At 70.4% G+C, this 25901-nt stretch carries 24 protein-coding genes; 7 read left to right on the forward strand and 17 right to left on the reverse strand.

The window, feature by feature from the left end:
• Positions 1–494: 494 nt before the first annotated feature.
• Positions 495–1295, forward strand: a complete 801-nt coding sequence (locus O7610_RS19385) for an HAD family hydrolase (RefSeq protein ID WP_123604345.1) — start codon at positions 495–497, stop codon at positions 1293–1295.
• 140 nt (positions 1296–1435) lie between these two features.
• Here the strand turns inward: O7610_RS19385 and O7610_RS19390 are convergent, their stop codons facing one another.
• Complete coding sequence (locus O7610_RS19390; RefSeq protein WP_281552078.1) at positions 1436–2239, reverse strand: Fic family protein; 804 nt, start codon at positions 2237–2239, stop codon at positions 1436–1438.
• A 157-nt stretch (positions 2240–2396) separates the two neighbouring features.
• On the opposite strand from O7610_RS19390, the gene acs reads away from it, so the two are divergent.
• From acs to O7610_RS19405, 3 genes are all read left to right on the forward strand, one after another.
• On the forward strand, positions 2397–4361 hold the full coding sequence (gene acs, locus O7610_RS19395; RefSeq protein ID WP_281552079.1) for an acetate--CoA ligase: 1965 nt from the start codon (positions 2397–2399) through the stop codon (positions 4359–4361).
• A 336-nt stretch (positions 4362–4697) separates the two neighbouring features.
• The gene (locus O7610_RS19400; protein WP_281555746.1) at positions 4698–7076 is read left to right on the forward strand and encodes an immune inhibitor A domain-containing protein; all 2379 of its coding nucleotides are present in this window, start codon (positions 4698–4700) and stop codon (positions 7074–7076) included.
• A 122-nt stretch (positions 7077–7198) separates the two neighbouring features.
• Complete coding sequence (locus O7610_RS19405) at positions 7199–7708, forward strand: hypothetical protein (RefSeq protein ID WP_281552080.1); 510 nt, start codon at positions 7199–7201, stop codon at positions 7706–7708.
• Here O7610_RS19405 and O7610_RS19410 read toward each other — a convergent pair.
• Positions 7698–8948 (reverse strand): C45 family autoproteolytic acyltransferase/hydrolase, encoded by a 1251-nt coding sequence (locus O7610_RS19410; protein ID WP_281552081.1) that lies wholly within the window; start codon positions 8946–8948, stop codon positions 7698–7700. The genes O7610_RS19405 and O7610_RS19410 overlap by 11 nt on opposite strands.
• 160 nt (positions 8949–9108) lie before the next feature.
• On the opposite strand from O7610_RS19410, the gene O7610_RS19415 reads away from it, so the two are divergent.
• On the forward strand, positions 9109–10047 hold the full coding sequence (locus tag O7610_RS19415; RefSeq protein ID WP_281552082.1) for an alpha/beta fold hydrolase: 939 nt from the start codon (positions 9109–9111) through the stop codon (positions 10045–10047).
• A 16-nt stretch (positions 10048–10063) separates the two neighbouring features.
• On the opposite strand, the gene O7610_RS19420 is transcribed toward O7610_RS19415, so the two are convergent.
• The 5 genes from O7610_RS19420 to eccB all read right to left on the reverse strand — a co-directional run bounded on the left by O7610_RS19420 (position 10064) and on the right by eccB (position 14690).
• On the reverse strand, positions 10064–10429 hold the full coding sequence (locus O7610_RS19420; RefSeq protein ID WP_281552083.1) for a UCP033725 family protein: 366 nt from the start codon (positions 10427–10429) through the stop codon (positions 10064–10066).
• Positions 10426–12330, reverse strand: a complete 1905-nt coding sequence (locus O7610_RS19425; RefSeq protein ID WP_281567199.1) for an SseB family protein — start codon at positions 12328–12330, stop codon at positions 10426–10428. Before O7610_RS19425 ends, O7610_RS19420 begins: the two co-directional genes overlap by 4 nt.
• Before the next feature lie 144 nt (positions 12331–12474).
• Positions 12475–12768: a WXG100 family type VII secretion target gene (locus O7610_RS19430; protein WP_281552085.1), complete on the reverse strand. Its 294-nt coding sequence runs from the start codon at positions 12766–12768 to the stop codon at positions 12475–12477.
• An 86-nt stretch (positions 12769–12854) separates the two neighbouring features.
• Positions 12855–13172, reverse strand: a complete 318-nt coding sequence (locus O7610_RS19435; RefSeq protein ID WP_123605183.1) for a WXG100 family type VII secretion target — start codon at positions 13170–13172, stop codon at positions 12855–12857.
• Between the two features lie 168 nt (positions 13173–13340).
• Positions 13341–14690 (reverse strand): type VII secretion protein EccB, encoded by a 1350-nt coding sequence (eccB, locus tag O7610_RS19440; protein WP_348651183.1) that lies wholly within the window; start codon positions 14688–14690, stop codon positions 13341–13343.
• Positions 14691–14807: 117 nt separating this feature from the next.
• Between eccB and O7610_RS19445 the strand changes: the two genes are divergently transcribed.
• Both O7610_RS19445 and O7610_RS19450 read left to right on the forward strand, forming a co-directional pair.
• A complete protein-coding gene (locus tag O7610_RS19445; protein WP_281552087.1) occupies positions 14808–15194 on the forward strand; it encodes a phage holin family protein in 387 nt (128 codons plus the stop codon).
• 107 nt (positions 15195–15301) lie between these two features.
• A complete protein-coding gene (locus O7610_RS19450; protein WP_281567198.1) occupies positions 15302–15775 on the forward strand; it encodes a GNAT family N-acetyltransferase in 474 nt (157 codons plus the stop codon).
• 27 nt (positions 15776–15802) lie between these two features.
• On the opposite strand, the gene O7610_RS19455 is transcribed toward O7610_RS19450, so the two are convergent.
• From O7610_RS19455 to nuoI, 10 genes are all read right to left on the reverse strand, one after another.
• Positions 15803–16492, reverse strand: coding sequence for an anti-sigma factor family protein (locus O7610_RS19455; RefSeq protein ID WP_281552089.1), 690 nt, complete (start codon positions 16490–16492; stop codon positions 15803–15805).
• A complete protein-coding gene (locus tag O7610_RS19460; protein ID WP_281555747.1) occupies positions 16489–16983 on the reverse strand; it encodes a sigma-70 family RNA polymerase sigma factor in 495 nt (164 codons plus the stop codon). The genes O7610_RS19455 and O7610_RS19460 overlap by 4 nt, the downstream gene beginning before the upstream one ends.
• A gap of 94 nt (positions 16984–17077) precedes the next feature.
• Positions 17078–17872, reverse strand: coding sequence for an IclR family transcriptional regulator (locus O7610_RS19465; RefSeq protein WP_281552090.1), 795 nt, complete (start codon positions 17870–17872; stop codon positions 17078–17080).
• A 266-nt stretch (positions 17873–18138) separates the two neighbouring features.
• On the reverse strand, positions 18139–19197 hold the full coding sequence (locus tag O7610_RS19470; RefSeq protein ID WP_281552091.1) for a polyprenyl synthetase family protein: 1059 nt from the start codon (positions 19195–19197) through the stop codon (positions 18139–18141).
• A gap of 45 nt (positions 19198–19242) precedes the next feature.
• Positions 19243–20799 carry an NADH-quinone oxidoreductase subunit NuoN gene (nuoN, locus tag O7610_RS19475; protein ID WP_281552092.1) on the reverse strand — a complete coding sequence of 519 codons (1557 nt, stop codon included), beginning with the start codon at positions 20797–20799 and terminating at the stop codon, positions 19243–19245.
• Entirely contained in the window at positions 20796–22331 is a 1536-nt protein-coding gene (locus O7610_RS19480) for an NADH-quinone oxidoreductase subunit M (protein WP_281552093.1), read from the reverse strand. Before O7610_RS19480 ends, nuoN begins: the two co-directional genes overlap by 4 nt.
• Positions 22328–24247, reverse strand: coding sequence for an NADH-quinone oxidoreductase subunit L (gene nuoL / locus O7610_RS19485; RefSeq protein ID WP_281552094.1), 1920 nt, complete (start codon positions 24245–24247; stop codon positions 22328–22330). Before nuoL ends, O7610_RS19480 begins: the two co-directional genes overlap by 4 nt.
• Before the next feature lie 12 nt (positions 24248–24259).
• Positions 24260–24559, reverse strand: coding sequence for an NADH-quinone oxidoreductase subunit NuoK (gene nuoK / locus O7610_RS19490; RefSeq protein WP_123607128.1), 300 nt, complete (start codon positions 24557–24559; stop codon positions 24260–24262).
• Positions 24556–25311 (reverse strand): NADH-quinone oxidoreductase subunit J, encoded by a 756-nt coding sequence (locus O7610_RS19495; protein WP_278173315.1) that lies wholly within the window; start codon positions 25309–25311, stop codon positions 24556–24558. The genes nuoK and O7610_RS19495 overlap by 4 nt, the downstream gene beginning before the upstream one ends.
• Entirely contained in the window at positions 25308–25901 is a 594-nt protein-coding gene (gene nuoI, locus O7610_RS19500; RefSeq protein ID WP_348650034.1) for an NADH-quinone oxidoreductase subunit NuoI, read from the reverse strand. The genes O7610_RS19495 and nuoI overlap by 4 nt, the downstream gene beginning before the upstream one ends.

A 25901-nucleotide genomic window follows, 5' to 3' on the forward strand; every position in this document is an offset into this window, starting at 1 on the left:
CTGTGGGTGCCGCCCCGGTGCCCGCGCTCCCTCGACGGGGCTGCCTGTGGACAACGGGACCGCCTGTGGACAACGTCAGCGCCGGTCAACTGATCTGGTAAGTGAGGAGGACCGGGTGGCGGGACAGCGCTGGAAGCTGGAACGCGCCCTGGAATAGCGACGACCCCCGCCGGGGGGAGACGGGGGTCGCCTGGGGTTCGGCTCCGGGGGGGTCGAGCCGAACCCGCTCAGCGGTCACGGGGGGTGCAACCGCCGAGTGTCTTCCGGATGAAGCCTGGGACGGAAAGATAACTGTGTCATGACAAGCATGCCTGAGCAGACCGCCACCCGTCGAGTGGCGTTTTCACCGGGAGTCGCACCGCTGCCGGCACGGGACGCAGGTTGGGCCACTCAGCTTCCTGATCGTCGGATCAGATCCCGGGGGATCCCCGTCGCCGACCGGCGACGACGCACCGGCCGTCGCCGACGTCCCGCTCCGGCTAGACTGCACCGTCGTGGGCCGCAGCGCCGCTTTTTTTGATCTCGACAAGACTGTCATCGCCAAGTCCAGCGCCTTGGCGTTCGGCCGGCCGTTCTACCGCGACGGGCTGATCACCAGGCGGGACGTGGTCAAGTCGGCGTACGCCCAGCTGATGTTCCGGCTCGGCGGCTCCGACGAACAGACCATGGCCCGCACCCGCGACTACCTGGCCGCGCTGTGCAAGGGCTGGCAGGTGGAGCAGGTCCGGCAGATCGTCGCGGAGACGTTGCACGAGCTGATCAACCCGTACGTCTACGCCGAGGCGGCGGCGCTGATCGAGGAGCACCAGAACGCCGGTCGGGACGTGGTGCTGGTCTCCGCGTCGGGCGAGGAGATGGTACGCCCGATCGGCGAACTACTCGGCGTCACCGACGTGATCGCCACCCGGATGGCCGTGGAGAACGGCCGGTACAGCGGAGAAATCGAGTTCTACGCGGCTGGGGCTGCCAAGGTTACCGGCGTCACCGAGCTCGCTGAGCAGCGCGGGTACGACCTTGCCGAGTGCTACGCCTACTCCGACTCGGTCACCGACGTACCCATGCTCGAATGCGTCGGGCACCCGACGGTGGTCAACCCGGACCGCCAGCTCCGCAAGCTCGCCACCGAGCAGGGCTGGCCGGTCCTCGCCTTCCGCCACCCGATCCCGCTCGGCCGCAGGTTGCGGGAGCGGCCGGCGGTCCCGGTGGCGGCCGCCGCGTTGAGCGTCGGGGTCGGGGTCGCGATCGGCATCGCCTGGTACGGCCGGCACCGCCGGACAAAGACAGCCTCGGCCTGACCCCGCAGCTGCCAAGCAAGATCAGGTGAGCGTGATGGACCTCTCAAGCGACCGGTGAGGTCCATGACGCTCACCTGATCTTGGTCTAGGATGCACGACCGACCCGACAGGCTCGCACCAGCGCCCCGGCCGGTAGCGGCTCAGGCGTTGGCGAGCACCTCGTCGGCGACCCGGGTCAGCTCCTGGGCACCCAGCTCGACCGCGGTCAGATAGTGCCGCAGCCAGGAGCGGACGCCGTCTGGCGTACCAGTCGCGAAGGCGCCGGCTGAACCCACGTACTCGGGTTGCCGCTCGTGGTGGCCGACCTCGACGGCGAGCAGGCCACGCGGGTCCGTGCCGGCCGCGACCAGGGTGAGCCGCGCGGCGGCCCGGGCCACCACCCCGCCCGGCCCGGCGAACGGCCGCAACGCGAGCAGCTCGGCGTGCACCACGGCGGCCAGCAGTAGCGCCGGCACCGAGGTGCCGCCGCCGACCAGCGCGCAAACCCCGTCCAGCCGTAGCGCCACGTCCGGCCCCTGCACCACATCCGGCCCCGGCGCCACGCCTGACTGCGGCGTCACGTCAGGCCGGGCGACCGGACGACCCAGCTGGTCGGCCGGCACCAGCCCGCGCGCGGCGAGCACGTGCAACCGGGCCAGCACCTGACGGGGGGTACGGGGCCAGCGGTCGGCCAGCGTGGGAACCGCCTCGGCCACCCGCAGCGCCCCCTGCACCACCGGATCGGTCACCGTCCCGGCGCGTACATCGGCGACCGGATGGTCGTACCCGTCCAACGCGGCACTGGCGACTGCCGAGCGGAGGCTGATCTCTGCCGCCACCGCCCCGCCGTGCCGGCGCAGCGCCCGGTGCCGCAACGCGGCGTCGACCTGCTCGCGGGCGCGGTCCAGCGCGGGTGCCACGTCGGCGAGGTCGAGCAGCGGGGCCAGGGGGTCGGTCTCGGTCATCAGCGACACGGTACAAGCTTGGCCAGCTGAACCGCCCGCCGCGCCGGTGTGGCCGCTCGGCGCGCGATGGGCACCCAGGTATCCGCCAAGTCTCGTGCCGGCGGGACGGCGACACTAACCTCGGAGCAAGTCAAGCGACGTGTGAGGAGCCCCACGCATGAGCGAAACGCTGGAGAATCTACTTCAGGAGAATCGCCGGTTCGAGCCGCCCGCCGAGCTGGCCGGGGCGGCCAACGTCACTGCGGCCGCGTACGACGAGGCAGCCGCCGACCGGCTCGGCTTCTGGGCGGACCAGGCCCGCCGGCTGCACTGGGCCAAGGAGTGGGACCAGGTGTTGGACTGGTCGAACCCGCCGTTCGCCAAGTGGTTCGTCGGCGGTCAGCTCAACGTCGCGTACAACTGTCTGGACCGGCACGTCGCCGCCGGGGCCGGCGACCGGGTCGCCATCCACTGGGAGGGTGAGCCGGGCGACACCCGCACCATCACCTACGCCGACCTGCACCGGATGACCTGCCAGGCGGCGAACGCGCTGACCGACCTCGGTGTGACGGCGGGTGACCGGGTGGCGATCTACCTGCCGATGATCCCGGAGGCCGCGGTCGCGATGCTGGCCTGCGCCCGGATCGGCGCGACGCACAACGTCGTGTTCGGCGGCTTCTCGGTCGACGCGCTCTCCGGCCGGGTACAGGACGCCAGCGCCAAGGTGATCATCACCGCCGACGGCGGCTACCGGCGCGGCAAGCCCTCGGCCCTGAAGCCGACCGTCGACGAGGCGGTGGCCCAGTGCCCGTCGGTGGAGCGTGTCCTGGTGGTCCGGCGGACCGGCGAGGAGGTCACCTGGACCGACAAGGATCACTGGTGGCATGAGACGGTGGAGAAAGCGAGCACCGAACACGAGGCGCAGCCGTTCGACGCCGAGCAGCCGCTGTTCATCCTCTACACCAGCGGCACCACGGCCAAGCCCAAGGGCATCCTGCACACCACCGGCGGCTACCTCACCCAGGCGTCGTACACCCATCACGCGGTCTTCGACCTCAAGCCGGAGGCCGACGTCTACTGGTGCACCGCCGACATCGGCTGGGTCACCGGGCACTCGTACATCGTGTACGGTCCGCTGTCCAACGGCGCAACCCAGCTGATGTACGAGGGCACCCCGGACACCCCGAACAAGGGCCGGTTCTGGGAGCTCGTACAGAAGTACAAGGTGAGCATCCTCTACACCGCGCCGACGCTGATCCGCACCATGATGAAGTGGGGTGAGGACATCCCGGCCGGGTACGACCTCAGTTCGCTGCGGCTGCTCGGCAGCGTCGGTGAGCCGATCAACCCGGAGGCCTGGATGTGGTACCGGGAACACATCGGCGGGGGCCGGTGTCCGATCGTGGACACCTGGTGGCAGACCGAGACGGGCTCGATCATGATCTCGCCGTTGCCCGGGGTGACCGCCACCAAGCCGGGCAGCGCGATGACCCCGCTGCCCGGGATCAGCGCCGACGTGGTCGACGACCAGGCCGAGTCGGTGCCCGACGGCGGCGGCGGTTACCTGGTGCTACGCGAGCCGTGGCCGTCGATGCTGCGCACCATCTGGGGCGACGACCAGCGGTTCATCGACACCTACTGGTCCCGGTTCGACAAGATGTACTTCGCCGGTGACGGGGCCAAGAAGGACGCCGACGGGCACGTCTGGCTGCTCGGTCGGGTGGACGACGTGATGCTGGTTTCCGGGCACAACATCTCCACCACCGAGGTGGAGTCGGCGCTGGTGTCGCACCCGTCGGTGGCGGAGGCCGCCGTGGTCGGCGCCACCGACCCGACCACCGGTCAGGCCATCGTCGCGTTCACCATCCCGCGCGGCAGCGCGGACATCGCGGGCGAGGCCGGCGAGGCGCTGATCCAGGAGCTGCGCAACCATGTGGCGCGTACGCTCGGGCCGATCGCCAAGCCCCGCCAGATCATGCTGGTGCCGGAGCTGCCGAAGACCCGCTCCGGCAAGATCATGCGCCGGTTGCTGCGGGACGTGGCCGAGAACCGGTCGCTCGGCGACGTGACCACGCTGCAGGACTCCACCGTGATGGAGCTGATCTCCTCCGGCATGCAGGGTGGCAAGTCCGACGACGGCTGACGTCCGCCGCCAATGGTGGTGGTGGTGCGGCCCGGCGGACCACCGGTGGTGGTGCGGCCCGGCGTACCGCCGACGTGAACAGCTCGTGGCCGGTCCGGTCGCTTCGGCGGCCGGGCCGGCCACTTTTCACGGCGTGATCGTTGTGACATATCAGGGCGATCCAGCCGGGAGCGTGAAACAAATCGACGCATTGACCTTCACAGAGGTTCCCTCGGGTGACTAGGTTCACGGTGGCCCCAACGACGGGGGCCACATCGTCCGGAGATCGTGCCGCCCTCACCCAAGTGGCGGCGTCGATTCCCCCGAACCGGAGGTAACCAGGTGCGCAAAGTCATGGTGGGGATGCTCACCGTGTCGCTCGCCTCGGGCATGGGCTTTGCTCTACCCGCGACGGCGATGGCCGCACCATCGGTGGACACACCGGTGGCGGCTCCTTCCCGGGCCGAAACCCCGAGCCTCGACGACCTACCCAACCCGCTCGGCGAGAAGCGTCGTGAGCTGCGCGAACGAGCAGTGAGCGAAGTGGTCAGTGGCCGGCTCACCCCGGAACGGCGCGGTGCGAGCACCGTCGCGAAGGTCGGTGAGACGTCGGGCACCGGCGTCGCCGGCCGGGCCGCCCGTGGCGGCGCCGGGTCCGGCAAGGACCAGTACGTCGAGTTGGAGCGGGAGACCACCGACCGGATCTTCGTGATCCTGGCGGAGTTCGGCAACGAACGGCACCCGGCCTACCCCGACGTGGACAGCAACCCGGACTGGGACGGCCCGGCCCGGTTCGACGGACCGCTGCACAACGAAATCCCCGAGCCGGACCGGACGGTCGACAACACCACCATCTGGCAGGCCGACTACTCCCCCGAGCACTACCGGGACCTCTACTTCGGCGCCGGTGAAGGCGTCGAGTCGGTCAGGACCTACTACGAGACCCAGTCCTCCGGGCGGTACAGCGTCGAGGGCACCGTCACCGACTGGGTCAAGGTCCGCTACAACGAGGCCCGGTACGGCCGGGACCTCTGCGGTGGCAACGTCTGCAGCAACGTCTGGCAGCTGCTGCGCGATGCCGCCAACCAGTGGGTTGCCGACCAGCAGGCGCTCGGCCGCACCGACGAGGAGATCGCCGCCGAGCTGCGTGAGTTCGACAAGTGGGACCGGTACGACTTCGACGGTGACGGCGACTTCAACGAGGCCGACGGCTACATCGACCACTTCCAGATCGTGCACGCCGGTGGCGACCAGGCCGACCGTGACCCGTGGCAGGGTGAGGACGCGATCTGGAGCCACCGCTGGTACGCCTTCGCCACCGACATCGGGCTGACCGGCCCGGCGCAGAACCCCGCCGGTGGCACCCAGATCGGCGACAGCGGGCTGTGGATCGGCGACTACACCATCCAGCCGGAGAACGGCGGACTGAGCGTCTTCGTCCACGAGTACGGCCACGATCTGGGCCTGCCGGACGATTACGACACCTCCGGCGGCGGTGACAACAACAACGAGCACTGGACGCTGATGGCGCAGAGCCGCCTCGGTGCCGCCACTGACGGCGGGATCGGTGAGCGCCCCGGTGACCTCGGTGCCTGGAACAAGCTGCAGCTCGGCTGGTTGGACTACGAGGTGGTGGTGGCCGGGCAGAAACGCACCCTGCACCTGGGTCCACAGGAGTACAACACCAAGCGGGCCCAGGCGGTCATCGTCGTGCTGCCGAAGAAGGAGGTCACCACCGAGCTCGGCGAGCCGTACGCCGGTGAGATGCAGTACTTCTCCGGCAACGAGGACGACATGAGCAACACGATGACCCGTGAGTTCGACCTCGCCGGTGCCTCGACCGCCGCACTGTCGATGAAGGCGCGTTACGACATCGAGGACGACTACGACTACCTGTACTTCCAGGCGTCGGCCGACGGTGGGGCGAGCTGGACCTCCCTCGAAGGCACCGTCAACGGTGTCCCGTACGGCACCGACGGCAGCGGCACCCCGGCGATCGACAGCTCGACCGGTGGCCAGTGGGTCGACATCAACGTGCCGCTGGACGCGTACGCCGGGGACGCCGTACTGGTCCGGCTGCTCTACCGCACCGACGGCGCGGTGGCGTACGGCGGCTTCTTCGGCGACGAGATGACCGTGACCGCCGACGGCGCACCGATCTTCACCGACGGTGCCGAGGGTGCCGGTGGCTGGGACCTCGACGGTTGGACCACCGTCGGGGCCAGCGTGACCGCCGACTACGACAACTACTACATCGCCGGGCACCGCTCGTACGTCTCGTACGACCGCTACCTGGAGACCGGCCCGTACTACTTCGGGTACGCCGACACCAAGCCCGACATGGTGGACCACTACCCGTACCAGGAGGGTCTGCTCATCTCCTACTGGGACACCTCCCAGGTCGACAACAACACCAACGTGCACCCGGGTGAGGGGCGCAACCTGTACATTGACTCGCGGCCGCGGCCGATGTACAACCTGACCGGCGCGCCGTGGCGGGCCCGGGTCCAGGTGTACGACGCGCCGTTCAGCCTCGAGAAGGCCGACGGGTTCACCCTGCACATCAACGGCGAACCGCACTGGGTACGCGGCCAGGCGGCGCAGCCGCTGTTCAACGACACCCGGAAGTACTTCTACGAGGAACTGCCCAACCACGGGGTGAAGCTGCCCGCGGTCGGCGTGAAGATCCGGGTGGTGTCGGTGGACGGCACCACGATGAAGATCCGGGTCTCCTGACCCGGCGGTGACGCGGTCCCGGCCGGCCGGTGGAACTCCGGCCGGCCGGTGGAACTCCGGCCGGCCGGTGGAACTCCGGCCGGCCGGTGGAACTCCGGCCGGCCGGGCAGCGTCCAACCGGCATGGCAGTACCGAAGCTGATCCGACAGTCAGCCCTCCGGGCCGTCGCCGCCATGCTGACCGGCGTGGCGCTGATCGCCGTCGCCGGTTGCGGTGGCGATCCCACGTCAGGAGCACCGATGCCGGCGACCCCGGACGCCTCGCAGAGCGGAACCGACGGGCCGGATGCCCCGCAGACCGGATCCAACGAACCGGCGACACCGATCCCGTCCGAGACTCCGGGCCTGTCCCGGACCGAACCGCCGACACTGCCCCGACCCGGGACACCCCCGAAAACCCCGTCCGACCTGATCACCGGCGACTGGCTGGTCGGCACGGTGACCCGGGGTGGCACCGGACCCTGCTACGGGCTGGTCACCGACGACGGGACCGAACACGCGCTGTACGGCGACGACGGCACCACACTCACCCAGCACACCCGGATCCGGGTGAAGATGGCTCCGCTGCGGATCCGGATCTACTGCGGGCCGGGCCAGCACTGGCAGCTGATCCGGGCGGAGGTCATCCGGTGACGCCGTCGGCCAGCTCCAGCCAGTGGTAGTCGTGCTGGCACGGCGGGCCGGCGGCCAGCCCCAGCCGGCGGGCGTCCAGATCGATCAGCACCGAGTAGACCGTCTCCGCCTGGTCCGCCGGTGCGTCCCGCTCGTCGAGATGCCGACAGATCGCCAGCGGCAAGCCCAGATGATCATGGAACACGTCGGCCAGGTCGGCGAGGGTCAACGGCGCACCGGCCGCCCGTTCGGCCAGTAGCCGGCGGGCCCGCGCCGCCCGGAACATCGACGAGCCGCCGAGGTTCTTCGCCGTGTCCCGCACCGGCAGGGCCGTCTCCAGGTGGTTCGCGTGGGTGAGCACCCCGTCCACCGGGTGGGTCCACCCGACGTCGCCGGGGACCACCTCCAAGTCGAGCAGTTCCCCACCGGCCGGGCCGGCCTGGCCGAGCAGCAGGTTGATCGACGCGTTTCGGGGGGTACGGAAGGCCACCCGGGTCGCCTGGCCGAGGCTGCCGGCTTCCAGCACCGCGCGTAGCAGCACGTGGTACGGCACCCCGGGCGATCGGCCCGGCGCCAGCCCGTCCCGGTCGCTGCCGAGCATGTTGATGCAGACTCCCAGCCCTGCCGAGTTCAGCCCGGCCTTGGCGAGCATGCCCGCCTCGGTGAGGGTGAGCACGGTCAGCCCTCGCTCGTCCGTGGTCCGCAGCAGCACCATCGTGTCCCGCTGGTCGGGATGCCAGTCCCAGTTCTGCCCGAGCAGCAGATGGCCGTCGGCGGTCCGCGAGCCGAGTACCCCGGCTGCCGTACAGCCGCCGGCCGAACCGTCCGGACCGACGTCACGGCCGGAGCCGGAGCCCAGGTCGGGATCGGTGGGTTCGGTATCGGTGGGGTCGCTTGGCGGCGGGTCGGCCGCCGTCCGCCCGGTGCCGTACAGCAGTTCGGTACGGGCGTTCAGCGCGTAGACCTCGTCGACGTGCACCCCTGCTCCGCCGGCCACCGCGTCGAGCGCCTCGACGATCCTCGGGTGGGCCGCCCGGCTCGCGTTGCGGAAGGTGCCGCCGGCGATCCGTACCGCCGACCTGCTCAACCCGGCCTCGTCGCGGAACCGCCGCAGGTAGTGCTCGATGTTGCGGGCGATCACCGACGCCGCCGCCGCACCGTAGCCGGCGCCGTACTCGGCCGGCGGCCCGGCGACGTTGATCAACGGGACGGGTGGCGGTGGGGCGTTGCCCGGATCGGGTCCGGCAGCATCGTCGGCCATCCGGCAACGGTATCGCCGCCCGGTCGGGTCCCGCCGCCAGCAGCGGAAGTCAGCCACCCCCGGTGGACACCCGGAGCCGACGCCGGTGATCACCCTGAATCAACCTCTATTGTTTGCCCAGGCCGGATACGGTGGTGCGGGGCCGGCCTACGCTGTCGCCATGGGAGAACGTGGCAGGACAGCGGGCCCGGTCGACGAGTCCTGTGTGCTCATCAAGGGCCCCTGGGAGCACCGGTACGTCGGCGCCAACGGCAGCCGGTTCCACGTGGTCGAGGCCGGCACCGGCCCGCTGGTCCTGTTCCTGCACGGCTTTCCCGAGTTCTGGTGGGCCTGGCACGAGATGCTGCCGGCGGTGGCCGACGCCGGTTACCGTGCCGTGGCGGTCGACATGCGGGGATTCGGGGCGAGTGACAAGCCGCCGCGCGGGTATGACGGATACACCCTGGCCGCCGACGTCACCGGCATGATCAGGGCGCTCGGTGAGCGCTCGGCGGTCATCGTCGGCGCCGGCTTCGGCGGCATGATCGGGTGGACCGCCGCCGCGTTCCACCCGAGGATGGTGCGCCGGCTGGTCGTGATCGGGGCCGCTCACCCGCTGCGGCTCCGCTCGGCGATCTTCACCGACCCGCGTGGGCAGGCCGCCGCCTCCACCCCGTCGCTACGCTTCCAGCTGCCCCGCTACGAGCACGTGCTGACCCGCGACGACGCGGCGATGGTCGGAGGGTTCCTCCGCCAGTGGGGTGGGCCGGTGTGGACCGGCGGAGCCCGGTTCGCCGAGTACGAACAGCTGTGCCGGACCGCGATGCGGATCCCGCAGGCGTCGTTCTGCGCGTTGGAGGGGTACCGCTGGGCGTTCCGGTCGCTGCTGCGGCTGCACGGCTACCGCTTCGTCAAGCTGTTGCAGGAGCCGCTGGTGACACCGACGTTGCAACTGCACGGGGCGTTGGACCCGGCGGTGCTGCCCCGGACGGCGCAGGGCTCCGGGCGGTACGTGATCGCCCCGTACGAGTGGCGGCTGCTGGACGAGGTTGGGCACTTTCCGCACGTCGAGTCGCCGGAGGTGGTGCTCGGCGAGGTGCTGCGCTGGGCCAAGAGCTGACCCGCGACCCGGCCGGTCAGACCCGGTGCTCGCGCAGCTCGGTCACCTCGTTGGCTGCCGCCCAGCCCTGGTAGACACCGAAGTCGAACTCCTCCAGCCCGAGCGACTGGGCGACCGGGGCGCGACCGCCGGTGTACTCGACCCGCAGCCAGCCGTCGTGCTTGGCGAGCACGACGAACGGCTGGCCGTGCCAGGTGCAGGTGGTACGCACGTACGCCAAGTCGTCGACCTCGGACATCGGCACCACCCGGACGTATCGGCCGGAGCGGATCGCGGTGAAGCCGTCGCCCTCGGTCGGCTGGTAGATCCGCACCTCGTCGCCGGCCGGGCTGGCGTCGTACTCCTGCCCCTGCCAGCGGGCGACGTAGCCGTCGCGCATCATTCCTCCTTGACCCGCTGCCAGGCGGTCTCGTCGGCGTCCAGCAGGGCGACGAGCGTCCCGGTGCCGTCCGCGCCGAGCCGCCACAGCTGCGAACCGTGCGGCAGCCGGATCCCGTCGACCTTGAACTCGGCCACGACGTCGCTGCTCTCCCCGGGGGCGAAGCCGTTGCCGCGGAAGGGCGGACGCTCGATCACCCAGCCTTCCATCGCCCGCATGGCGTTCTCGTTCTGCCCGCCGTAGGGAATCCGGTAGAGGCTCGGCCGGTAGGCCGGCCACCGCAACACGAAGATCTCGTCAGCGTCCGGAGCGAAGGGTGACCCGGCGTAGCCGAGCCCGAGTGCCGCGTACAGCTTGGCTGGGGTGTCCAGGTGGGCGACCTCGGCGGCGCGGTGCACGAACCCCGACACCCGGTCGTAGCCACGGTCCAGGTAGTAGCCGACCTGGCTGGCGGCGACGGTCTTCTGCATCGTCGTCGGCTGCCCCGGGACGTCCGGCCCGCTGGACACGGCCGGCTTCGGCGCGGCCGACGCGCCGGGTTGGGGTTCGGCCGGCTGTTCGACGTCGGCTTCCTCGTCTCCCAGCCCGACCTCAGCCGCCCAGCTGGCCAGGCCGACGATCTCGGTGCCGGGCAGCTTCGCGCCGACCGGGGTGCCGGGGTTGATGACGAACGACCACTGCGGGTCCGGCCAGCGGCGGATCAGCTGGACGAACTTCACTTCGACGGTATCGACCGGGGTGTCGAAGTGATCGGCGATCCGCTCCGGCGAGGTGAACACCACGACGAACGTGTCGTCGGTGGCGGTCTCGGTCCGCCAGGTGAAGCCCTCGTCGCCGGGTCTGGACCCGGCCGCGGCCGATTCGGAGACGGGCAGCAGCACCTTGGCGAGCAGCAGGGTGGACAGGAACGAGTTGCTGCCGCCGCCGCCCGCCGCCGCGACCAGGTCCCGCTCCACGTCGTTGGCCGGCTCGAAGGCCGGACCGGACGGTGGCTCGACCGCCGGACCGGACGGTGGCTCGACCGCCGGCTCGACCGCCGGACCGGGCGCCGCACCGGGCGCCGGCTCGACCGCCGCACCGGGCTGTTCCACCGCTGGTGGCGGGTCTTCGGTGGGCGGCGTGGGAGTCGGCACCCGGCGAGGCAGACCGCCGGCCGACAGCCCGGCGGTCGCGCCGGCCGGGGATCGGGTCGAACCGTACGGTGGCGGCGAGCTGGGCGACACCGGACGGGCGGTCGGCGGCGCCGGGTCGGCGGCCGCGTTGTCCGGGTGCGGCCACTGACCTTCCGGCGCCGGAGCGGTCGGCGCCGGAGCGGTCGGTACCGGCGGTGGGCTGGCAGCGGCGGTAGCTTCGGCGGCGTACTGGGTGGGATGCCGGCCGTGGTCCGGCAGTAGAGCGGGCCCGCCGTCGACCGGCCCGGCACCGCCGGGGTAGCCGGCCAGTCCGGGGACGGTGGCGGTCGCACGGGCCCGGGCGGCGGCATCGGCGCGGCCCTCGGACTGGCCGCCGCGGTTTGGCAGTCGCGCGTCTCCGCGGGCCAGCTGGGCGACGAACCAGGCCGGCAGCCAGCCTTCGATCGGCAGACCCGGGTTGACCGCCAGCCACCACTCCAGGTTGGGCCAGGTGGCGGCCAGCTCGGCGAACGTCACCCGACGGGCGGAACTGCCGTTGTCACCAAGGCATGCGTGCAGGGTGACCGGAGAGGTGAACGCGAGAACGTGGGTCCGCCCGTTCGTCGTCCAGGTGCCCCAGCCCATCGGGGCCTGACCGGCCAGGGCCTGCGCTGAAACAGGGAGCAGCAACTCGGTGCCGGCCAGCAGCTGGAAGTAGAGCTCCTGGTCCTGACAGAGCAGGGCGTCGCGCATCGCGGCCTCGATCTCGGTGGCCGGTTGCCAATCGGTCACGGCCGACCCCCCTTTCCACCGGACAGGCCACACGCGTCCGGTACAACCTACAAGGTGGTGCCACGATCACAACGGCCGGCGGACGCCTTGCAGTTCAACTAACGTGAGAAAACACTTCGCGTAGTCGAGAGGACACGCTTCGGCTCATCGGAACAGGTCCGCGTTGCGCCGCTCGGTGCTCAGATAGTCGGCGGCCGACTCGTCGACCGCAACCTTGATCTCCCGCAGCAGGGCCTGAAGATTCTGTGCCGCGCCGCGCCACCGGGCCTGCCGTTGCTCGTACGCTTGACGAGCCACACCGTCCCAGGTTGCTACAAGTGGCGCAGCCTCCCGCTCCACCTGGTGCAACTGCGACCCGAGAGTACGCAACGCCTGCCCGATGTCGGCGCTGGCCTGTTGCAGCGCCCGGAAATCCACCACCAGCTCGCCGTCGGCCAACTGGTCACCTCCTCCGTGTCATGCTCCGTGTCATGCCGCTGCGCCGCCCGCCCGGTCGCCCCCGAGCAGCAGGCCGCCGGGTCGTCTCAGAGCGGCAGCTCGATCCGTCGCCCTGCCCTGGTCACCCGGTCCGCCGCCGCGACGTCTGTCGCCTGGTACTGCGTCCCGGCGGTACGGATCGCTCCGGCCGTCTCACGCAACGCCCGGTGCAACGCCGCCTGCTCTCTGGCCCACCCGGCAGTGACCTGCTCGAAGGACCGGCCACCGGCACCACGCCAGGCGTGCTGAAGCACCTCCAAACGCTGCAGCAGACCGCGCAGCATCGCATCGAGCTCCTCGTCGACCTGGTCGAAACGGCTGGCTGCCCGCTGCATGACCGCCAACTCGGCTTGCGTCTGCGACACGCTGTGGCCCCTCTCGGTCCCGGTCCGCTGACAGCGGTGAACGTCACCTCGCCGACCGTAGCCGGGTCGACCCACCGGCGCAGCCCCACCTCGTCCGCTGTGGATAACGGCTCGATTGCGGTGGCATCGGCGACGAACCAGCCAGAGCGCAGCTGAGCCGGGACACGGTCAGCCGAGGGCGATCCGCCGGTCCAGGTCCGGACCGGCCGGCACAAGCTCGACCACGTTGGCCGGCAGCCGCGACCGCGCGGCGTCCGGGTAGCCGAGCGTCGGCAGCACCGCCGGGTCGGGAACCGGGTGGCGTAGTCCAGCGTCGGTGATCAGGCTGACCTGCGGGGTGTTCCCGCCCGGCCGTACCGCCTCGACCAGAGCGCCGCGACCGGGCGGCAACCGGACGCCGGTGGCCGGGGTGTCCGGATCCACCGCCACCCGTACTTGGGACCGGATCCCGGCGCCACCGACGCAGACGGTGCCGGTCGCCGCCGATCGTAGCGCCGGTGTCTCGGCCGGTGGTGCCTGCGGACCTTCCGGGACCAGCTCGTCGACCCGGGGCAGGCCACGGAACCGACCCTGGGTCAACCGGGTCGGGCCGGCCTGGTCGTGTGCGGTCAGCAGCAGATCGGCCTGTACCTGGGTGATCTCAGCGAGCCCGTCGCGGTACGCCACCGCGTACTGTCGCGAGCCGCTCTGGGTGATCATCACGAAGACCTCGCCGACCGTGGTGTCCGGAATCGTCCCGGACGGCTGCCCCGCACCAGGGACCGTCGGGCGGGCCAGGTCAGCCCCGACCGGCAGGGCCCGGAGCACCGCCGGCGCGACCGGCAGCGGGCGGTGCCGGGTCCAGCCGAGCGCGGCGAGCACCAGCTCCGGTTCGGCCACGGCGTGCCGGCGGCCCCGCCAGATCAGCTGTACCGCACCGTCCGGTAGCCGGGTGAGCAGCGCGTCATCGCCGAGCGGCCGACCGCCGGAGCTACCCACGCCGAGCAGCACCGACGTCCCGGGCGCAGCCGACTCACCCTGGTCGGCGACGCTGGAGCAAACCGTCCAGTCCGGACCAACCAGGTCCTCGGGGCGGGGCAGCGAGTCCGGCGCGTCGGGGATACCCAGCGGAGATCCCCGGTTGACGTCGCGTAGTGCGGCCTGCCGCACCAGCACGGTACGCGGTGGAGCCGCACCCGCGATCAGCAACGCCGAACTGTAGTTCCGCACCGGGTGCAGCCGGCCGGCGCGGTAGACGTACCGGGCCCCGGACTCCCGTTCGACAATCACCACCCGGCTGTCCCGCCAGTCAGTGGCTGCGGATCCGGTCGCTGCTCCGTACCCTGCGGCACCGCCGAGCCCGAGCACGGCGACCAGCACGCCGGCCAGCGTCGCAGGGGCTGACCGACGGGATGGTCGTACCGGATCGGCCTCCCCCGACACCAACGCGTCGACCAGCCGTCGTGCCGCATACCGGTGGGACTGCAAGTGGTGCTGCCGGGACGTCAACCACGCACCTCCGGGACCGACGGGCCGCAACCGGCGGACGACATGGCGTCACGGGCGGTTCGACCGTGAGAGAGGGTGAGGCACGATGGTATCGCCGGACGGCGATGCCGGAGCCAGCGGCGACGGCCGGCATGGCAGGATTCCCGGATGGGTTTCCTGAAAAGCCTCCTCATCCGCCTGGGTAGTACGGCGTTGGCGTTCTGGCTGGCCACCCTGATCATTCCGGGCATCACGTTACAGACCGACGCAATCGGCGAGGCCATCGTCGCGCTGCTGCTCGTGTCGGTCATCTTCGGCGTGGTGAACGCGGTGCTGCAGCCGATCATCAAAACCGTCGGGTGTGCCCTGTACCTGCTGACCCTCGGGTTGATCGCGGTGGTCGTCAACGGGCTGTTGTTCCTGTTGACCGGGTTCATCGCCGAGCAGCTCGACCTACCGTTCCAGGTCGACGGTTTCTGGCCGGCCGCCGTGCTCGGGGCGCTGCTGGTCGGAGTGGTCACCTGGCTGCTGGGTCTGGTTCTGGACCGGGACTGACCGGCCGTCCCGGCCTCGGGCAGCAACCCTGCCGTACCGGGTGGTGCGTTCGGCGACGTCCCGGAAATTCGTACGACAGCCGGTCGACCGACACCTACGGTCGGCGCATGGTGTCGATCATGCTTGCGGACGGACATGAGATCTGCGACGACCCGACCCGCGTCGACGTCGACCGGGTCCACGGCTGGCTCTCCACCGACGCGTACTGGGCGCTGGGCCGCTCCCGCGAGGTGGTCGTCCGGTCGATCGCCAACTCGCTCGTGTTCGGGGTCTACCGGGGCGACGCCGACGGGCAGGTCGGCTTCGCCCGGGTTGTCACCGACCAGGCGACCTTCGGATGGCTGTGTGACGTCTACATCGACCGCTCGGTGCGTGGCCGTGGACTCGGCCGCCAGTTGGTGGCGACGGCCCGCGACGAGCTTGCCCGGCGGGGGGTACGCCGGCTGGTGCTGGGCACGCTGGACGCGCACGGCGTCTACGCGGCGTTGGGTTTCACTCCGCTGGCCGAGCCTGACCGCTGGATGGAGCTGACGGCGGCACAGCCGCTGACCGCTGAGCCTGCCGGGCCGGCTGACCGCTGAGCCTGCCCCGGCCGGCTGACCGACGACTCAGCCGACCTGGTATGCCAGGATCGCCGCGCCGTCGGCACGGACCAGTTCGAGCCGTTCCAACTGGTCGTGGTCGAACCGGGTAGCGCCGGTGAAGACGATCTCGGCCCCGGGACTGACCGCCCACGAGCCGACCTGCTGCTTGGCCCCGTCCCGGTCGTAGGCGACCAGCTCGAAATCCATCGGTCGGCCGTCCGGGTTGGTCGGCTCCCACCAGCAGCGCATGGTGACCTCGGTGCCGTTGGTCGCCGCCTGCAGACCCACCTCGGCGTGGATCGGCACCTGCGAGGCCACCGGCTGCATCGCGAGGAGTTGGGAGCCGGGCGTGGTCTCCGGCGTACCGCCGGCCCCCACCCAGCCCACCCCGAAGCCGACCACGATCGCGAGACCGGCGGCGGCCAGCGCCGCCCCGGCGGTCTGCCAGCGGCGCATCCGCCGGCCCCGGCGGCGGGCCCGGCCCGCCGCGTCGACCAGGGTGGCCAACCGGGGCTCGGTCGACGGCGGGTCGCTGATCTGCTCGAAGCCGGCCGGATCCAGCCGGCCGAGCAGACCGGGCAGCACCGCGATGTCGGCGACGGCCTGCCGGCAGCTCGGGCAGCCGGCGAGGTGGTGCTCGTACGCCGCTCGTTCGGCGGGTGACAGGGCACCCAGGACGTACGCGCCGTCGTCGTGCGCGTAGTCACACCTCACTGGGTCACCCCCATCTCCTCCAGCACCAGCCGCAGCGAGCGCAGTGCGTAATGCGTCCGTGACTTGACGGTACCTGGCGGGACGCCGAGCCTGGCCGCCGCCTCGGAGACCGAACGCCCCCGATAGAAGCACTCGATCAACACTTCCCGGTGTGGTTGGGAGAGCCGGCCGAGGGCTTCGGCAACGGTCCACGCCTCCACGGCACGGTCCGCCTCGTCCACCGCCGGTGGTGGTTCCGGCAGTACGTCGGTGACCACCTCGCCGACCCGGACACTGCGTCGACGCCAGGCGTCGATCGCGAGGTTCCGGGCCGTGGTGAACAGCCAGGCTCGTACGGATCCCCGCTCCGGGTCCAGCGACTCGGGATGTCGCCAGGCCCGCAGCAGCGTCTCCTGGACCAGGTCCTCGGCCCGCTGCCGGTCGCCACCGGCCAGCCGCAGCGCATGGGCGAAGAGCGCGTCACCATGCTCTTCGTGCAACGCGCGCATCAGTTGTGAATCCTGGTCGGTCAAGAGGCGCCCTTCCCTTCCGCCTCATGACACGTAGCCGCTGGCCGGGCGGTTCAAGGTCCTGGAGAAACTGTTTTCAGCTGCCCGGATGCTCCGGGCCGGTCATCGCCTCGGCGACCGCCCTGGCGGCGGTGAGCAGCTTCGCGCGGACCACCCGGGCCGAGGTCATCATCTCGGCCGCCGGCAACGCGCAGGCGATCGCCACCCGCCGCTCGACGTCCTTGTCCGCGTTGACCATCACCGCGGCGCAGGCCAGGCCCTGCCGGTACTGCCCGATCTCCAGGTGCATGCCACGCCGGTCGCCGACCGCGAGATCGGCTTCGAAGCCCTCGATGGAGGTGATCGTGGCCGAGGTGAACGGCCGCATGCCGAACTCTTTGAGGTAACGGAACCGCTGTTCGGGGGTGAGGGTCGCGAGCAGCGCCTTGCCCAGCGCGGTGGCGTGCGCCCCCTCGTCGAACCCGGGCACCATGTCCTCCAGGTACGGCGAGCGCAGCCCTTCGGCCGACGCGGTCACCGCCACCTGGGCGCCGACGAAGCGGCCGAGGTAGTGGCTGTAGCCGGTCTCCGCCGCTGCGCGGCGCAGCGCCTCGCCGACCGCTGGCGGGCCGCGGAATGCGGCGACCAGTTCGCGGTAGCGGTCCGCGACCTCGAGGCCGACGATGTAGGTACCGTCCTCGCGACGGATCACGTAGCCCTCGTACGCCAGGGTGCGCACCAGGTGGTACGTGGTCGCCACGGTCAGCTCGCAGCGCCGGGCAATCTGTTTGACGGTCAGTCCGCGCGGGGCACGTCCGACCGCTTCGAGCACACGCAGTGCCCGTGAAACGCTCCGGATGAGGTCCGAAGGTTCCGCCAAGGGGTCGCGCACAACCACCTCCGCCGCCGGGGACTTACACCATATGAAAAGACAGCCGCCTGTGGAATGCCCTTTCGAATCGGGGGCACCAGGTGGCGACTATCGGTGTGGCGCCCGACACGTACGGTTCATGCTATTGGCTAGCGCAACATCATCGCAAATGGCGGTGCCGGTCGTCGCCCGTACCGCCGCCGACCGGCAGAGGTCCGCCCGTGCCGACCGGGCCGGACCAGTACCGGATCCCAGACCAGGATCACGACCGGACCCCGGCTACCCGGTTAGTTCGTCCGGTCGGCGATGAAGTCGCACAGCGACTGCATCGCCTGCCGGGCCGGGCCGGGCGGCAGCGGCGCGAGCCGGGACCGGGCGTCCTCGGCGTAGCCGCGCACCGTCTCCCGGGCCCGTTTCAGCGCCGGCGACTCACGCAGCAGAGCGAGCGCCTCGGCGTGCAGATCGTCGTCGGTGACCGGGCCGGCGGCCAGGATCTCCCGCAGTCGCCGGGAGGCGGCGTCGCCGTCGTCCGAGCCGAGCGCGTAGAGCACCGGGAGCGTGTGCACCCCCTCCCGCAGATCGGTACCGGGTGTCTTGCCCGACTGGGCGGAGTCCGAGGCGATGTCGAGCAGGTCGTCGGAGAGCTGGAACGCCACCCCGATGATCTCGCCGTACCCGGCCAGGGCCTCGACATGCTCTGGGGTCGCGCCGCCGAACATCCCGCCGAACCGTGCGGACGTCGCGATCAACGACCCGGTTTTGTCCCCGATTACCTGCAGATAGTGGTTGACCGGCTGCTCCTCGTCACGCGGGCCGACCGTCTCGGCGATCTGGCCGTGCACCAACCGGGCGAACGTGCGGGCCTGCAGCCGTACCGCCTCGATACCGAGGTCTGCGGCGAGGTCGGCGGCCCGGGCGAACAGGTAGTCCCCGACCAGGATCGCCACCGAGTTGGTCCACCGCGAGTTGGCGCTCGGTGCACCGCGACGCACCGGCGCCTCATCCATCACGTCATCGTGGTAGAGCGTCGCCAGATGGGTCAGCTCCATCACCACGGCCGCCGGCACCACCAGCCGCGCCGCCGGGTCGCCGAAGTGCGCACCGAGCGCCACCAGCAGCGGGCGGAACCGTTTGCCGCCGGCCTCGACCAGGTGGCGGGCCGCCTCGGTGACGAACGGGTCGGCGCTGAACACGCTGCCCCGCAGCTCGGCCTCGACGTCGGCCAGGATCCCGGCGATGGACGCCTGCAGCTGCGGGTCGACGATGTCGATCCCGATCGAGGTCACCGCTCCCGCGCCAGGCGCGAAGGAGCTGCCGTCAGCCGTCCTCACCACACCCCCAACCATGCCACAGCGGCGGTGGCTGCCCAGGTTGGGGGCGGGTGAGGTGGTTCATCGGACAAACTCGGCGGCGTTGCTGGTCAGGTCGAGCAGCGCGCCCGGCGCGACCCCGAGCAGCAGGGTGGCCAGTACGCCGATCATCAGTGCCGCCGAGGTCAGCGCGCCGGGGATGACCACCGTCGGGGTGGCGTCGCTCGGCTCGCTCAGCCACATCATCACCACCACCCGCAGGTACGGGAAGGCGAGGATCATGCTGGTCACCACACCGGCGATCACCAGCCAGATCTGACCGTCCCCGACCGCCGCCCCGAAGATGGCGAACTTGCTGGTGAAGCCGCTGGTCAACGGGATGCCGGCGAACGCCAGGAGGATGAAGGTGAAGATGCCGGCGAACATCGGCGAGCGCCGGCCCAGCCCCGCCCAGCGGGACAGGTGGGTGGCCTCGCCGTCGGCGTCGCGGACCAGGGTGACCACCGCGAACGCGGCGAGCACGATGAAGCCGTACGCCACCAGGTAGAACATCGTGCTGGCCAGGCCCTCGGCGGACAGCGACAGCACGCCGACCAGCAGGTAACCGGCGTTGGCCACCGACGAGTACGCCAGCAGCCGCTTGATGTCGGTCTGGGTGACCGCCAGGATCGCCCCGACCAGCATGGTCAGGATGGCGATCGTGCCGAGCACCGGGGTGAAGTCCCATGCCGCGCCGTAGAACGCCACGTGCAGCACCCGTAGCAGCGCGCCGAACGCGGCGACCTTGGTGCAGGCGGCCATGAAGCCGGTCACCGGCGTCGGTGCCCCCTGGTAGACGTCCGGGGCCCAGACGTGGAACGGGGCAGCGGTCGCCTTGAACAGCAGGCCGACCGAGATCAGCGCGATGCCGGCGAACAACAGCACCGGGCTGGACTCCGAGGTCTCCACCGCCGCCCGGATGGTGGCGAAGTCCACCCCGGGCCCGGTCGGGCTGTCCACCCCAGAGGTGAAGCCGTAGGTCAGCGCCAGCCCGAACAGGAAGAACGCCGACGAGTAGGCGCCCAGCATGAAGTACTTGAGGGCCGCCTCCTGGCTGAGCAGCCGCCGCCGGCGGGCCAGCGCGCAGAGCAGGTACAGCGGAAGCGAGAACGCCTCCAGGGCGATGAACATGGTCAGCAGGTCGTTGGCCGCGACGAACAGCAGCATGCCGGCGAGGGCGAACAACGCCAACGGGTAGACCTCGGTGGCGCCGGACCGGCCGGCCGCCTGTTTGCGGTCTTCGGCTGAGTTGACCACGATCGCCGCCTGGGCGACGAAGGCGCCGCCGGTCTCCAACGACCGCTCACCGATCAGCAGCATCGCCATCACGCCGAGCACCAGGATCGCGCCCTGCAGGAACAGCGTCGGGCCGTCGACGGCGATCGCCTCGCCGGCGGTCACCGTCCGGGTGCTGCCCTGCAGGACCACCGCGACCAGCGCGCCGACCATGCTGGCCAGGGCCAGCACCAGCTGCACCGGGTTGCGCAGTGAGCGGGGCACGAACGCCTCGACGAGTACGCCGATCATCGCCGCGCCGAACAGGATCAGCATCGGCGAGATCGCCGCGTAGTCGATCGCGGGGGATGAGAACTCGCTCACCGGGCCGCCTCCTGGATTACGCCCTCGGTCGGGGCGGGGTCGGACGTGCCGACGTCATCGAACAACGTCGCCTCGATGGCCGGGTTGATGACGTCGGTCAACGGCTTCGGGTAGAAGCCGAACAGCAGGATCAGGGCGATCAGCGGGGCCACCACGACCTTCTCCCGCAGGGTGATGTCGCGCTTCATGCCGTCGACCGTGGTCAGCGCCGGGTTCAACGTGCCCTGGGTGGTGCGCTGCACCATCCACAGCACGTACGCCGCCGCCAGAATGATGCCGAGGGTGGCGATCACCGCGACCGGCTTGTTCACCGAGAAGGTGCCGATCAGCACCAGGAACTCGGAGATGAACGGGGCGGTCCCGGGCAGCGCCAGCGACGTCAGCCCGGCGAAGAAGAACACCCCGGCGAGCACCGGGACCATCTTGCCTGCTCCGCCGAAGTCGCTGATCAGCGCGGAGCCGCGCCGGGCCACGAACATCCCGACGACCAGGAAGAGCAGGCCGGTGGCGAGCCCGTGGTTGACCATGTACAGCACCGCGCCGGTGCCGGCCTGGGTGGTGAACGCGAAAATGCCGACCCCGATGAAACCGAAGTGCGAGATCGAGGTGTACGACACCAGCCGCTTCAGGTCGTTCTGGCCGACGGCCAGCAGGGCCGCGTAGATGATGCCGATCACGGCCAGGGTCAGCGCCCACGGCGCGAACCACTGCGACGCCTCCGGGAACAGCCCCAGACAGTAACGCAGGATGCCGAACGTACCGACCTTGTCCATCACGCCGACCAGCAGCGCGGCCGAGCCGGCCGGTGCCGCACCACCGGCGTCCGGCAGCCAGGTGTGGAACGGGAAGAACGGCGCCTTGATCGCGAACGCCACGAAGAAGCCGAGGAACAGCCAGCGTTCCACGCCGGTGGACATGTCGATCTCGCTGAGCGCCTGCCAGTCGAAGGTCTGCCCGCCGACCACCCACAGCCCGATCACCGCGGCCAGCATGAACAGGCCGCCGACCAGCGAGTAGAGGAAAAACTTCACCGCCGCGTACTGCCGCTGGTGGCCGCCGTAGCTGCCGATCAGGAAGTACATCGGCACCAGCATGACCTCGAAGAACACGTAGAACAGGAAGATGTCAGCGGCGGCGAAGACGCCGATCATCGTGCCTTCGAGCAGCAGCAACAGGCCGAAGTAGACCGGCACCGACCGCTTCGACGCCTCCGCGTCGTGCCAGGAGGCGAGGATCACCAGCGGCACCAGCACGGCGATCAGCATCAGCATGACCAACGCGATGCCGTCGGCCGCGAAGGTGAAGTTGACCCCCCAGTTGGGGATCCACGGGTACGACTCACGGAACTGGAACCGGTCGCCGCCGACGGTGAAGGCGAACCACATCACCAGTGACAGCACCAGCACCGCCACCGACCAGCCGAGCGCCAGCCACTTGGCCAGCTCCCCCTGGCGGCGCGGGACGAGCGCCACCACGAGCGCGCCGGCCAGCGGCGCCACGGTCAGCACCGAGAGGAACGGAAAGTCGTTCACGCCAGCCATCCCATCTGCAGGGCGAGGAACGCCGCGACCACCACGAAGGCACCGGCGAGCACGGACATCGCGTACGAACGCACGAAGCCGGTCTGCAGCCGCCGAAGCCGCCCGGAGCTGCCACCGATCGCGGCAGCCAGCCCGTTGACCAGGCCGTCGACTCCCCGGTTGTCGAGGAAGACCAGCGCCCGGGTGAGGAAGACGCCCGGCTTTTCGAAGACCGCCCGGTTGACCGCGTCGGTGTAGAGGTTGTGCCGGGCCGCGGTGACCAGCACCCCGGCCGGCTGCTCCTGTTCGGCGGTGCCGTTGCGGAACAGCAGCCAGCCGAGCAGCGCACCGAGCACGGTGATCACCAGCGCCAGGATGGTGACCGTGCCGTGTGACAGCACCGCTTCGTGGTGGCCCTCCTCGGTGCCCAGCACCGGGGTCAGCCACTCGGGCACCGAGGTGGACATCAGCCAGCCGGCGGCGACCGAGCCGACCGCCAGCAGGACCAGCGGCACCCACATCAGCGCCGGCGACTCGTGCGGGTGGTCGATGTCGTCGGTCCACCGCTTCGGGCCATGGAAGGTGAGAATGAACAGCCGCGTCATGTAGAAGGCGGTCAGCCCGGCACCGAGCAGGGCGGCGCCGCCGAACAGCCAGGCGGTCCAGTCCTCCCGCTCGAAGGCGGCCGCGATGATCGGCTCCTTGGAGAAGTAGCCGGACAGCGGCCAGATGCCGATGATCGCCAGCCAGGCCAGCCCGAAGGTCGCCCAGGTGATCTTCATGTGCCGCCACAGGCCGCCGAACCGCCGGATGTCGGTCTGGTCCTTCATCCCGTGCATCACCGAGCCGGCGCCGAGGAACAGCCCGGCCTTGAAGAATCCGTGCGCCAGCAGGTGCACGATCGCCAGCGCGTACGCGCCGCCGCCGAGCCCGACGCCGAGGAACATGTAGCCGATCTGGGAGACCGTCGACCAGGCCAGCACCCGTTTGATGTCGTCCTTGGCGCAGCCGATGACCGCGCCGATCAGCAGGGTGAGCGCGCCGACGCTGACCACCACGGTCTGCAGCGTCGGGTTGGCCGAGAAGATCGGGTTGGACCGGGCGATCAGGTAGACGCCGGCGGTGACCATCGTGGCGGCGTGGATCAGCGCCGACACCGGGGTCGGGCCCTCCATCGCGTCCGGCAACCACGCCTGCAGCGGGAACTGGCCGGACTTGCCGGTGGCGCCGAGCAGCAGCAACAGGCCCATCGCCAGGATGGTGCCGGACGCCAACGCGCCGGCACCGGTGAACACCGCCTCGAACTGGGTGGTCCCGAGCGTGGCGAACATCAGGAAGATCGCCAGCACCAGGCCGGCGTCGCCGACCCGGTTCATCAGGAACGCCTTCTTACCGGCGGTCGCCGCGGCCGGCAGGTGGTACCAGAACGAGATCAGCAGGTACGACGCCAGACCGACGCCCTCCCAGCCGAGGAAGAGCATCACGTAGTTGTTGCCCAGTACCAGCACCAGCATCGCGGCGACGAACAGGTTGAAGTACGCGAAGAAGCGCCGTCGTCCGGCGTCGTGCGACATGTACTCGACCGCGTACACGTGGATCAGGAAACCCACGCCGGTGATCAGCAGCACGAAGACCGCCGACAGCGGGTCGAACAGCAGCCCGAAGTCCACCGACAGGCCACCGACCTCGATGAACTCCCACAGGCTCAGCTCGACCGCCCGGTTGTCCAGGCCGCGTAGCTGGAAGAAGTAGGTCAGGCCGAGGACGAAGGCCGCTCCGACGGCGACCACCCCGAGCCAGTGTCCCCACTTGTCGGCGCGCTTGCCGAGCAGCAGCAGGATCGCCGCACTGGCCAGCGGGATGGCCACCAGCAGCCACACGCTACTCAGCAGCCCCGTGGCCTGGGCGTACTCCACAGTCGATTCCACGCGTGGGCCCCTTTAGTACTTCAGCAGGTTGGCGTCGTCGACGCTCGCCGAGCGTCGAGTCCGGAAGATGGTCATGATGATGGCGAGCCCCACGACCACCTCGGCTGCCGCCACGACCATCACGAAGAAGGCGATGATCTGGCCGTTGAGGTCACCGTTGATCCGGCTGAACGTGACCAGCGCCAGGTTCGCGGAGTTGAGCATCAGCTCGATGCACATGAACAGCACGATCGCGTTACGGCGGACCAGCACGCCGACCGCGCCGATGGTGAACAGCACCGCCGACAGGATCAGGTAGTTGTCCGGAGTCATTTGTCAGTCCCCTTCGGGGCGGCCTCGCTGGGCGAGAGTTCGCGCGTCGGCAGGATCGCCGGGATGCTCCGGTCGGTGAGCGTGCCGTCCGGCAGCCGGCCGGGGGTGGCCACCGAGGTGGAGGTGGCGTAGACACCCGGACCCGGCTTCGGGCCGGGGTAGTTGCCGGGGGCGAACCGGGCCCGCATCATTTCCGGCTGGCCGCGCCGCTGCTCCTTGCGCTTCTCGATGTGCGCCAGGATCAACGCGCCGATCGCAGCGGTGGTCAGCAGGGCGGCGGTCACCTCGAACGCGACCAGGTAGCGGCCGAACAGCAGGGCGGCGATGCCCTGCACGTTGCCGTCCGCGTTGGCCTGCTCCAGGCCGACCGCCTGCACCCCGCCGAGGCCCCGGTACAGCCCGGTGCCGACCAGCGCGGCGAAGCCGACGCCGAGGGCGACCGCGGCGATCCGCTGTCCGCGCAGCGTCTCGATCAACGAGTCGGAGGCGTCCCGGCCGACCAGCATCAGCACGAACAGGAAGAGCATCATGATCGCGCCGGTGTAGACGATGATCTGCACCAGGCCGATGAACGGCCCGCCCTGCACGACGTAGAACACGCCGAGGCAGAGCATGGTCAGCACCAGCCAGAGCGCGGAGTGCACCGCGTTGCGGGCCCACACCATGCCGATCGCGCCGAGCAGCGCGAGCGGAGCCAGGATCCAGAAGGTCACCGCCTCCCCGGTGGAGACCTCCGCTGCGAGCTCGGTCATGACTTGCCCTCTCCCGTCGTCCCCGAGCCGTCCTGGGTGCCCTGCTCCGACCAGGGCGCCCGTTCGGCACCCGCCGAGGTGCCCGGGTTGGTCAGCGCGCCGACGTAGTAGTCCTTCTCGCTGTCGCCCAACCTCATCGGGTGCGGCGGCTGCTCCATCCCCGGCAGCAGCGGCGCCAGCAGCTGCTCCTTGGTGAAGATCAGGTCCTGCCGGGAGTCGCGGGCCAACTCGTACTCGTTACTCATGGTCAACGACCGGGTCGGGCAGGCCTCGATGCACAGCCCGCAGAAGATGCACCGCGCGTAGTTGATCTGGTACGTGCTGGCGTACCGCTCACCCGGGGAGAACCGCTGCTCCTCGGTGTTGTCGCCGCCCTCGACGTAGATCGCGTCGGCCGGGCAGGCCCAGGCGCACAGCTCACAGCCGATGCATTTTTCCAGCCCGTCCGGGTGCCGGTTGAGGATGTGCCGGCCGTGGTAGCGCGGCGCGGACACCGGCGGCTTGAACGGGTAGTCGGTGGTGACCACCTTGCGGAACATGTGGGAGAAGGTGACCCCGAAGCCCTTGAACGTTCCCGTGATCGCGCCCAC

The organism is Solwaraspora sp. WMMA2065, assembly GCF_030345075.1.
Classification (GTDB): Bacteria; Actinomycetota; Actinomycetes; order Mycobacteriales; family Micromonosporaceae; genus Micromonospora_E.